The organism is Aureimonas sp. D3, assembly GCF_001463805.1.
GTDB lineage: Bacteria > Pseudomonadota > Alphaproteobacteria > Rhizobiales > Rhizobiaceae > Aureimonas > Aureimonas ureilytica_A.
The window spans coordinates 1-9,721 of record NZ_BBWM01000086.1 but is presented as its reverse complement, the minus strand read 5'-3'; the positions used below and the strand labels follow the sequence as shown (position 1 = coordinate 9,721).

Below are 9,721 nucleotides of genomic sequence, written 5' to 3'. Positions count from 1 at the left end.
CGCGACTTCAAGGTGACCGAAACAGGGACCAACCTTCTCGCGCGGCACAGTTTGGACCTTGTCCACCATCACCTGTGAGAGCTTGTGCAGCCCGTTTTCCGAAGTGGGCTCGACATCGATCCGAAACAACGGGGTCGGCCGCAAGTCCCCTGTGACCGGCATGACCGAAACCGAAGGATGCTCGTTGAAGAGGTCAGATTGGACCACGAGCGCCGGACGCGGCTTGCCATAGTCCCCTTGCAACGCGATCGTCACGAGGTCGCCTCGCTTCACGCCCATCCGTCCTTGTCCGCAGCCCCCTGAAGCCAGTCCAGCGTTTCGCGCTCCAGCGGATCGTCGTGTAGAAGCCGAGATTGTCGTTGGCATTCCTCAGCAAGGGCGACGCGATCTGATTGAAGCGCCTGCCGCTCCATCTCCGCTCGTGCCTCAAGTTCTCCGAGGTGCTGAAGGATGGCCTCACGTGCGTAAAAGCTCTTGGTGCGTCCGGTGCGCTTGGCCAAGGCATCCAACCGCATCTCGATCTCAGGAGGAAGCCGTAGCGCCAACATGATTCAACTCCCTATTTGCTATACATGTATAGCAAATAGGGAGTTGAATCTCCAAGCCGTTGCCAGACTCGTGCTTAGCCTTCTGCCTCACATTGCGTAATCAATAGCCATAATCGCGGCTACGCTCGCGCTCCAGCGCTATACCCAAGGGTCTGCGCTACGACTACGAAATGGCGGCGATCTACGCCAATGCCTTGGGCGAGGAGCAGCCCTCCATCGCCGAACGCATATGGCGATGGCGGCCCTTCTTTTTTCGTGTACAGAAATTAAATGCAGATCGTCTGGGATGAGCCGAAGCGTGAACGCAACCTCGTCAAACACGGTCTGGATTTCGCTGCTCTGACACCGGATTTCTTCGAGGCTGCTCGGGTCGAGATCGCCAAGGAAGGCCGGTTCCTCGCGATCGGGGAGTTGGACGGAGTGACGATCCTCGCTGTCATATTCCGTCCGCTGGGATCGGAGGCGCTGTCCGTCATCTCGATGCGACCGGCGAGCCGGATCGAAAGGAGTCGCGCATGACCACGAACAAATGGCCGAGCTTCATCACGCGCGATCTTGGCCCCGATGACGACGCCGAGATGATGCGACGTTGGGAGGCCTACGATCGCGAGATGAAGGCGCTCATCGCCACGGGTGCGTTTCATCAGGACGAAGACACTTGGTGGGTTGAGACGGCAACGGGCGATCTCGTCGGTCCCGATCCTGCCATCGAGCGCCCCCTGTCATCCTCGGAAGTCTCGCAACTGCGGCCCTTCGCGGACGTGTTTCCCGATCTGGCCGAGAGCATCAAACGCTCGCGGGGACGCCCTGCAAAAGAGCATCCCAAAACCGCCGTGACGCTACGGATCGATCCCCGCGTCGTAGCACGCTACCAGGCGGGGGGAGACGATTGGCGAGCACGGATGGTGGAAGCGCTGGAAAGGGCTGCCTCCTAAAGCATTCGACGGGACGATCGACGCCGTCAGGCCCGGCCCGCTCTCTCACGAAGGGCTGTAGGGTCGGGCCTGACGGCTGGCTCGGCATCGGAGCCACTACAAACCGAAATCGTACTCTCTGTCCCGCTCGCGGTCCCGCTGGCGCTGCTGTTCTATTTCCTGGGCAACCTGTCGCTCAACGATTTGAGCCTCTCGCTCAAGCCCGTCAGCGTTTCGTCCAAGCTCCCGAGCGCACCGCTCGACGCTTCGGATAGACGCATCAAGGCTGCGTCCGTCTCGTCCTGGTGTCTGCGCGCCGTCTGCGAAGCTTTGGCCAAGCTCGTCTGCGAGCGCTCCAGAGCGTCCAGCCGCTTCATGATGGAGGTCGTCACGCTCTCGAAGCCAGCCATCAAGGAAGCGAGTTGCCTCGCGTATCCATCCTGCAAATCGCTGATTTGTTGCTCGTGCGATCTCTGCAAGACGTTCAGCGAAGCCAGAAGCTCGCGCTCCAAAGGGGTCATCTGATCCATGCCCTAGTTCTCCGGCAACTTCAGGCATAGGCGGTTCTCGCAGGTGTAGAACTCCTGCTCGGTTCCCTTTGGCAGAAGCATCATCTTGCCCTTCTGAGTGTTCCAGAACTCGATCCTGTTCGTCTGCCGTTGGAGTTCGCTGAGTGCGCTCCTCGCGGTCACGAGTTGATCCTGTGTCCGGGTCAGGTCCGTATGCGCCCACCACGTCATGCCAAAGAGGATCGCTGCGGCGCTCAGAAGGATCGTCACGCTCAAGATCGCGGTCATCCGCGCGTGAGACAGGAAGCGTGTGATCCCGTGGCTCGCTTCCTCGTTCAAACTCGAGAACGTCGCTCGCAAACCATCCTGAGCGGCGATCGTCTTCGCCTGAATGAGGTTCGCGGCCCTCGCTTCTTCCTGTTTCAAGAAGGCGCTGAAGCTCTTCATCTCGGACAGGGCTTCGGCCGTAGAGCTCTGCATGACGCTCCGCACGCGCTCGGATTCGCTCCTCAAGCTCTGTGCGAGCAGCCTCCGCTCGTCGTCCAGCATCGTCTCGATCATCGAGCGATGCTCGCTCAAGAGCTGCGTGTCGTCGTTGATCCTCTGCCGCATACGCTGGCTCAAGCTGAGCGCTGGCGGTCCATCCTTCTTCATAAGGGGTGCCTTTCAGGCGAAAGCGCTCTCCGCTGTCCGGGTCGAGCACGGTGATGAAACTCTTGGACTGGCGCGGGATCTCCAAGCCGGTCTCCTGAAGGGCCGCAACGATCTCGGCGCGGTCGCGCACGAGGCCGTGCTCGATCCACCCCTCGACCATCGTGTGGACCGCCTCGCGATCCCGAGCCCGCTCTGGGGCTTCCAGCGTGACGTGACGGTCGCGCGCGCGGGCCGGGTCGTGCGGGTCGGCCCAACGGTTTTCGCCGTTCAGGGTGTTCTGAAGCGTCCCGTAGAGGCTTTGCCAGCCAGGGGGAGCGATGTTGAAAGCGCGCCCTGACGCTAACTCCATGCGCGGTGTGACGAAGTGCAGTTCGACCCGCCCGCCCTCGGTGTGGCTGTGACGCACCCAGAGAACGGCGTACTGGTCGGATTCGAGCCCCGCGAACGCCGTACGCTCGAACTCGTCCATGACCTGGTTCTGCTGCGCCTCGCTCGGTGCGTCCTCCAGAGCGAAGGACACGACGCCGCTCGTGTAGCGCCATTGCCGGTCGATCGCATCGATCAGGTCACGTATCGTGTCGGGATCGCCCCGCAGCACCTTGGGCGGCGAATGTTCCCGATCGTCCAGGCGCAGCACATAGCCCACAGGCCCCGCTCCGGAGCCTTGGCCGCGCGGAAAGAACTTGATCAGCACGTAGCAGTCGCCTCGTCGGCGTCCTGCGCCAACTCGACCGACCCTGCACGGTCGATCTTCTGTCCCGCGCTCTGGACAGCCTGTCGGAGAGCGGCAAGCTCACGATCGATCTCGATCAGCGCCACCAGAATGCCCTGCGCCTCCACGCCTTGCTTGTTGCGGTTGGCCCAGCGGGCAATCTGGTTGAGGTTGTTGCCGATCCGGGCCAGCTCGCGCAGCAGCGCTGGATCGGTCGCCACGCGCCGGCGTTGCCGACGCACGGGTGCACCTTCAAGGCCCTGCCGGATCAGCGCCGATAGCGTTACGCCAGCGTCCTGGGCCTTCAGCAGCCAGCGACTTCGCTCCTCATCCGAAACCCGCAGCTTGATCCACATGCTGTCGTCTCAGCGTTTAGAGCCGCTTCGGCGGCCGGGGGTTCAAAGGGGGCTACGCCCCCTTGCCAGTCTCGAAGAGGACACGCGCTAGCGTGGCCACGAGAGTACACTGGCTAAGAAAAGACGGACAAGCTCCTTTGGTCGCCGCTGCTGAAGGGCAGTGCGATGATGAAAAAGGCGGAGGAGGAGCGGTCCGGTTAGGGGTCACCTAGCTTTTGGAGGCCGATCGATCCGCTCTTTCGTCTCTCTGGAGCTCTTATGAGGGGTTGAAGGTTTCGGAATCGGGCTTTTAGAAAAAAGATGTGTTTCCGTGGGGCTCGTATTTTTGAACCCTATGCCTGCGTCCTCGGCGGTATCCCGTGCTCTGGGTCCGCGCCGCAACCAGGTCATCCACTCGGCCGAGATGATCCGCACCACGTTCGGCAGGTTCTTGGCCCCTTCTCGCCGCCGCTCCTCGATGCTGACGAGACCAAGCTGGGCCGCGCGCCGAATCGTCGTCTGCGCTGTGGTCCGGCAAACACCGGCGCGCGCGGCGATCTCGGGCAGGGTTCGCTCGCAGGCTCCTTTGTCGCGCACCTCGTCGCCCACGATCCGCAGCACGGCCAGTGCACTTGTCGTCCAGTCGGCTGCCAACGTCGCCGGCAGAGGCCCAGTAGCAGCGAGACGGCGGCGACGGCCGATGCGCTCGGGGTGCCGCTTCGCCAACTGAGGTCGGCGCTTTGGAAACAGGCTCTGGCGCGGACGAGGAAGCTCGTGGAGAAGCTTGGGTGGCTTGCGCCGGGCTTCCAGTGCCTCTGCCAGTCTCTGCGCTTCAGTGTCCTCGATGAGGCCTGCGGCATGGCCGCGCCAAAGCGTCAGGGAAAGGTCATGGAACTGCGACGGGCGGATGGCCTCGATCGCAGCCGCAATCTGATGTGCGAGCATACGTCCCTCGGGTCATGCCCGACCGGGAAAGTGGCCACATACACGGCAAAGCTTCGCCGTTCGCAAAAACTGCGTTTTTGCGTTGACGGGCGCTCGGGTTTTTGGGAAGGTCCAGCTACCACACTAGGACTTTCCCCGGCGCCTTTTGCCGGATACGGGCCCGCCTTTCCCAGGCGGGCTTCGTTGTTTTTAGCGTTCGAAGAATCGAACGTTGCGCCACTATTCCCGCCCAAGGGGTGGCGCGTCAACTTCTTAAGAAGGCCCATTGTTGGGCGTCCGCCATCCGTTCAACGCATGTTCAACAGCCGGTGGACGGGTGGTCACGCCTGCGTAAGGCTTCGCGTCCATCATATCGTTCGCCCGGACAACGGGTGTTGAACGGGTGCTCCTATGGCGGAAGAATGGCTGACTTACAGCGAGTTGGGTGAACGTCTTGGCGTATCGTCCGAAGCGGCTCGCCAGAAATCCATGCGGCTGCGCTTGCGAAAGCAGTCTGGAAACGACGGCAAAGCGCGGGTGTGGGTCGATTGGGAGGAAGTCGCCGCCAGCACGACTACTCGCAAATCAAAGGACGAGGAGAACGACGAACCAACGGCCGATGAACAGCCGTCGGACGAGCGGACGATTGCCGCTCTGGAAGCCCACATTGAAAGCCTTCGCGAAGCTGTCGAGCGCGGGGAAACAGCGTTCCATGCTGAGCGCACGAGGGCAGATGACGAGCGGGCTCGCGCCGATCGGGAGCGAGACCGGGCAGATACCGAACGGAGCAGGGTGGACGAGCTTTTACGGCGGGTCGTGGAACTAGCCACTGAGACCGGACAACGAGCGGACAACGACCGTCGAACGGACGAAGAACTGGCCCGCCTGCGTGCCGAGTTAGCCGCACAAAAGAGCCGCCCATGGTGGAAGCGAATGGCAGGCTAAAACTTCCGATTTTCACACGTCAGAAGCATCGTCGTTTGTGAAGGGACACACGAACTTTCGACCTCAAGCAGTCTTCGGCGCACCCAAGATGGTTTACCGAAAGCGGTCGTTGCTCAACCGTGGAACCGTTCTCGGTAGGCGCTCGGGCCGACGCCTAGATGGCGGAGGAACGTGCGACGCATGGTCTCCGTCGAGCCGAAACCGCAGCGGGCGGCTGTTCGCGTCACGCTGACGCCTTCTTCTAGCAACCTCCTTGCGCCATCGATGCGAAGGATTTCCACTCCTTCCGCCGGCGTGCGGCCCATGGCGTTCCGATAGCGCCGGCAGAAAGTGCGAAGGCTCATGCCCGCATGTTCGGCCAGCGCTGATAACGTCAGATCTCGGTGGAGATGGGCGGCGATCCAGCCGTGTAAGTCCTCGAACGTCTCGTCCGACGATTGAAGCGAGAGCGCCGCGCTGAACTGCGATTGACCGCCTGGACGCTTCAGAAACACGACGAGCTGGCGCGCCACGGACAGCGCCAGCCTGTGCCCGTGATCGGCCTCTACCATGGCGAGTGCCAGATCAATCCCCGCCGTGACACCCGCCGATGTCCAAATCGTGCCGTCACGGATGAAGATTGGGTCGGGGTCGAGACGGACTTCGGGATAGCGTGTCGCGAACTCCGCGCAGCGCTGCCAGTGCGTCACCGCCCGGCGCCCGTCGAGAAGCCCAGACTCGGCGAGGAGCAGCGCACCGCTACACACCGAAGCGGTGCGCTCCGCCGCTGATGCTCGCTGACGGATCCAGCCGATCAGCGCGCTGTCGCATCGTGCCGCGTCCACGCCGTAGCCGCCAGCAACGATCAGCGTGCTGAGCGCGCCCACCCGTTCGGCCGCAGGCTCAGATTTGAGCGTCAGGCCGGAGCTTGTGACGACTTCGGCATCAAGCGAGACCACGGTTATCTCGTAGGGCTTCGGCTGACTCGGCGGAGTCAGATCGTTGGCGGTGGCGAAAACCTGCGCCGGGCCCGTCACGTCGAGGATCTGGACGCGGGTGAAAGCCAGAATTTCTACCCGGTGAGGCGATGGTGCAATTGGCATGAACCGAGCGATGATTGGCGCAACAGCCAAATCGTCCCGCGCTACGCTCCTTTCGTCAAGACAGGATGAGACCCATGACCCTTCGCTTCGGCCTTCTCTGCTTTCCCGGCGTCCAGCAGCTCGATCTCACCGGCCCCTACGAGATCTTCGCCTCGGCGCGCGGCGCCGTCGTCCACCTTGTGTGGAAGGACCTCGAGCCGGTCCGCTCCGCGACCGGCCTAATGCTGACGCCGGACACGGTGATGGCCGAGGCGCCGGACTTCGACGTGTTGTGCATTCCCGGCGGCTCCGGGATCAATGGGCTCCTCGCGGACGAGACGGTCCTCGCCTTCATTCAAGATAAGGCGCAAAGGGCGCGGTTCGTCACTTCTGTCTGCACCGGCTCGCTGGTCCTCGGAAAGGCTGGGCTCCTCCAAGGCAAGCGCGCTGCCACGCATTGGAACGCGATGGACTTCCTGCCCGCCCTCGGCGCCATCCCAGTGGCGGAACGCGTCGTGCAGGACGGGTCCATCATCACTGCCGGCGGCGTCACATCGGGCATCGACTTCGGCCTCGCCGTCATCGCTGAGCTTCTCGGACGCGAGGAGGCCGAGACGATCCAGCTCTCGCTCGAATACGCCCCCGCTCCGCCCTTCGATGCCGGCTCTCCTGCGTCCGCCTCGGATGCCGTCATCGCGGCGGCCAGGACCCGCATGGCGGGCTCCCGCCGGGAGCGAGAAGCCCTTCTGGGTAAAAGTATCGGTTGACCTAAGGGACGATTGCAGTGCTGCTTCCAATTCCCAGCGCGCTGCCGAGCAAGCGTCCCCCGAACCCGTCTTTTATTAGCCAACGGAAGGCGACACGCACGTCGCTGGGGACGGCGACCACGACCTGATATCCCAAGTCCGGATAGCGAAGGAGCCGGTCGATGTCTCCGACCATCTCCTCGATCAGACCGAAGACGCCGACGATGTTCGAGGCTCCGTCGGGAAAGGTGATGGGAGGGCCGTTGGCGCGGATGTCGGCTTCAGCCCACTGGATCGGCGCGTTTGCGAGAACGCGCCGGACGGAGTTCAGCTTGGTTACGAAGGTGACGCGTACGGCGTCCGGCACCAAGCGCCGGGCGTTGGCGATGTTCTCGGCAAAGTTGGTCGCCTCCTCGTCGAGAATGACCGCCTCGGGCGAGATGCCGTTCGCTTGAGCCCTGTCCGCAAACAGCGACGCCTCGGTTTGCGTCCAGAGCTTGTCCGTCCAGTTGCCCGTCTTTCCGGTGATGAGAAGGCTATCGTATCGCCCCTGACGGAAGAGTTCGCAGGCATGATCGCAGACCCGTAGATCGTATGACCCGCACACGACCAGAAGACCGTCCCTATGCCGATCGCCACAGGCCGTTAGGTAGTCCCAAAGAACGTAGGCGTTTCTCATCGTCGGGGTAATCGAGAAACCTCTGCTGCCGGGCGAAGCGCAATGGCAGCTTATCTGCAAACCGCCACTCAAAGCCGACCGACGGCGTTCCACCCAAAATCGTCGTTCCCTTGCTGAACCGCTCGATCCAGCAGTGTTCCAAATGGGTAGGTGTTCCTGATGATCCGTCACAACGGGTCTAACGGGTTCTCATGAGACGGTTTCGTGCGTCTCTGCGCCTGTCGCGTCTGGGTTCGCTCAGAAGAAACAGACCAGTCTAACCGAACCTACGTTCGAAGGCCGCCCTGATCCAATCAGCAGAGCGAATTGACAGGTCCTGAGCCTATCTCCCTTTCGAAGTATGAAGCTTTAATCGTTTTTCGGCTAAATAATCGCGTGTCGGAGGGGTTTGATCGTGGTTTTCGGCAGTGTTTCGAAAGCGTCGCTGAAAGCGGAAGTGCTCCGCCTGAAAGCGATCGAGCAGCGAATGATCGTGCTCGATGAGCGGAGCGGAATTGGGCTCTGGGATTGCATCATCGTCAATGGTGATGCGACTCACCCCGGAAGCCAATGGTATTATTCTCCCGAATTGCGTCGAATGCTCGGCTATCAAACGGAAGCCGAATTTCCGAACGTCATGGAAACCTGGACCAGTCGTGTTCATCCCGACGACGTGGATTATGCCGGACGTGAGTTCGGAGGGTTTCTGGCAGACAAAGAGGGCAACAAGCGTCTGGATTTCACGGTCCGTATGCGACGCAAAGATGGTAGCTTCCAGTGGTGCCATTCGACGGGCGGTGCCGAGCGCGATGCTTCGGGAACAGTCCTTCGTATCAGTGGAGCTCTTCGTGATGTCCATGGTCAGAGAAGCCTGATGGAAGAGCTTGAAACCTCGCGCGCCGCGCAGGTTCAGGCCACGTCGTCCGCATCCGCAGCTATGGAAGAGATGGCGGCTAACATCTCGCAGAACGCTTCCAACGCCTCGCAGACCGAGACGGTGGCCGCGCATGCTTCCAAGAATGCAGAACTGACGCGCGCCTCTGTGACGGAAGCGATTGCTTCCATGCGCCTGATCGCAGAGAAGATCCGGGTCGTTCAGGAGATTGCGCGTCAAACCGACCTTTTGGCACTAAATGCAGCCATCGAAGCGGCTCGGGCCGGGCAACACGGCAAAGGCTTTGCTGTTGTCGCATCAGAAGTGCGCAAGCTGGCTGAGCGTTCACAGATCGCAGCAGGAGAGATTGGCAAGCTTTCGGTATCGACCGTTCGCCTGTCCGAAGAAGCTGGCGAGATGTTGAAGGAGTTGATGCCGGATATTCAGAAGACGGCCGAACTGGTGCGAGAGATTTCGTCGGCCTGCCGCGAGCAGGATGTGGGCGCACAGCAAATCAACGAAGCCCTTCACAAATTGAACGGGGATGGAAGTACCCTTTCCAGCGATCATGACCGTGATCATCGGTCCTCCGTCTTTCGATCGGCAGCTTGATAGAAAGATACATTCACAGTTGCCGAAATCGAAGGATCGAAGAAGATTTGAACGGTATTTGACGCTACTCCCAACGTCGTCAGACCCGAGCCGCTCGCTCATAAAGGGCTATAGGGTCGGGCCTAGTAGCCTGGCTCAGTGCCCCACGGGTTTACTCCTTGTGGACTTATGGTGCTGATCGATCCAGTGCGAACCAGCGAGCTAGAGCTTTGTCCACGGCCTGCAGCGT

10 protein-coding genes and 3 pseudogenes are annotated in these 9,721 nt (G+C 61.4%); 5 read left to right on the top strand and 8 right to left on the bottom strand.

The features are described 5' to 3' along the window. From AUL36_RS22645 to relB, 3 genes and pseudogenes are all read right to left on the bottom strand, one after another. Positions 1-279, bottom strand: a 279-nt coding sequence (locus tag AUL36_RS22645) for a type II toxin-antitoxin system PemK/MazF family toxin (protein ID WP_280138004.1), incomplete at its 3' end; no start/stop codon positions are given. Then, positions 270-368: pseudogene (locus AUL36_RS25080) on the bottom strand (antitoxin MazE-like protein); the annotation flags it as partial. The gene AUL36_RS22645 and the pseudogene AUL36_RS25080, both read right to left, overlap by 10 nt. After that, positions 369-548: pseudogene (gene relB, locus AUL36_RS24775) on the bottom strand (type II toxin-antitoxin system RelB family antitoxin); the annotation flags it as partial. Positions 549-818: 270 nt separating this feature from the next. Between relB and AUL36_RS22635 the strand changes: the two are divergent. Then, positions 819-1,067 (top strand): BrnT family toxin, encoded by a 249-nt coding sequence (locus AUL36_RS22635; RefSeq protein ID WP_062224482.1) that lies wholly within the window; start codon positions 819-821, stop codon positions 1,065-1,067. After that, a complete protein-coding gene (locus tag AUL36_RS22630; protein WP_062224480.1) occupies positions 1,064-1,483 on the top strand; it encodes a BrnA antitoxin family protein in 420 nt (139 codons plus the stop codon). The genes AUL36_RS22635 and AUL36_RS22630 overlap by 4 nt, the downstream gene beginning before the upstream one ends. Before the next feature lie 96 nt (positions 1,484-1,579). On the opposite strand, the gene AUL36_RS25075 is transcribed toward AUL36_RS22630, so the two are convergent. The 3 genes from AUL36_RS25075 to AUL36_RS22605 form a co-directional block, all read right to left on the bottom strand. Continuing rightward, a complete protein-coding gene (locus AUL36_RS25075) occupies positions 1,580-3,319 on the bottom strand; it encodes a relaxase/mobilization nuclease domain-containing protein (protein WP_156418543.1) in 1,740 nt (579 codons plus the stop codon). Beyond that, on the bottom strand, positions 3,313-3,693 hold the full coding sequence (locus tag AUL36_RS22610; RefSeq protein WP_062224473.1) for a MobC family plasmid mobilization relaxosome protein: 381 nt from the start codon (positions 3,691-3,693) through the stop codon (positions 3,313-3,315). Before AUL36_RS22610 ends, AUL36_RS25075 begins: the two co-directional genes overlap by 7 nt. A 204-nt stretch (positions 3,694-3,897) precedes the next feature. Continuing rightward, positions 3,898-4,617, bottom strand: a complete 720-nt coding sequence (locus tag AUL36_RS22605) for a hypothetical protein (RefSeq protein ID WP_062224471.1) — start codon at positions 4,615-4,617, stop codon at positions 3,898-3,900. Positions 4,618-5,007: 390 nt separating this feature from the next. On the opposite strand from AUL36_RS22605, the gene AUL36_RS23550 reads away from it, so the two are divergent. Then, entirely contained in the window at positions 5,008-5,541 is a 534-nt protein-coding gene (locus AUL36_RS23550; protein ID WP_082640635.1) for a hypothetical protein, read from the top strand. Between the two features lie 113 nt (positions 5,542-5,654). On the opposite strand, the gene AUL36_RS22600 is transcribed toward AUL36_RS23550, so the two are convergent. Further along, positions 5,655-6,623 carry a GlxA family transcriptional regulator gene (locus tag AUL36_RS22600; RefSeq protein ID WP_062224486.1) on the bottom strand — a complete coding sequence of 323 codons (969 nt, stop codon included), beginning with the start codon at positions 6,621-6,623 and terminating at the stop codon, positions 5,655-5,657. 74 nt (positions 6,624-6,697) lie between these two features. On the opposite strand from AUL36_RS22600, the gene AUL36_RS22595 reads away from it, so the two are divergent. Next, positions 6,698-7,369, top strand: coding sequence for a DJ-1/PfpI family protein (locus AUL36_RS22595; protein WP_062224469.1), 672 nt, complete (start codon positions 6,698-6,700; stop codon positions 7,367-7,369). 1 nt (position 7,370) lies between these two features. Here the strand turns inward: AUL36_RS22595 and AUL36_RS22590 are convergent, their stop codons facing one another. Beyond that, entirely contained in the window at positions 7,371-7,955 is a 585-nt protein-coding gene (locus AUL36_RS22590; protein WP_210168886.1) for a YdcF family protein, read from the bottom strand. A 538-nt stretch (positions 7,956-8,493) separates the two neighbouring features. Here AUL36_RS22590 and AUL36_RS25035 point away from each other — a divergent pair. Beyond that, positions 8,494-9,420 (top strand): annotated as a pseudogene (locus AUL36_RS25035) (methyl-accepting chemotaxis protein); the annotation flags it as partial. Positions 9,421-9,721 lie beyond the last annotated feature (301 nt).

Coding starts and splice junctions, on each gene's coding strand:
- AUL36_RS22635 (WP_062224482.1), top strand. CDS start 819: ATGCAGATCGTCTGGGATGAGCCGAAGCGTGAACGCAACCTCGTCAAA.
- AUL36_RS22630 (WP_062224480.1), top strand. CDS start 1,064: ATGACCACGAACAAATGGCCGAGCTTCATCACGCGCGATCTTGGCCCC.
- AUL36_RS22610 (WP_062224473.1), bottom strand. CDS start 3,693: ATGTGGATCAAGCTGCGGGTTTCGGATGAGGAGCGAAGTCGCTGGCTG.
- AUL36_RS22605 (WP_062224471.1), bottom strand. CDS start 4,617: ATGCTCGCACATCAGATTGCGGCTGCGATCGAGGCCATCCGCCCGTCG.
- AUL36_RS23550 (WP_082640635.1), top strand. CDS start 5,008: ATGGCGGAAGAATGGCTGACTTACAGCGAGTTGGGTGAACGTCTTGGC.
- AUL36_RS22600 (WP_062224486.1), bottom strand. CDS start 6,623: ATGCCAATTGCACCATCGCCTCACCGGGTAGAAATTCTGGCTTTCACC.
- AUL36_RS22595 (WP_062224469.1), top strand. CDS start 6,698: ATGACCCTTCGCTTCGGCCTTCTCTGCTTTCCCGGCGTCCAGCAGCTC.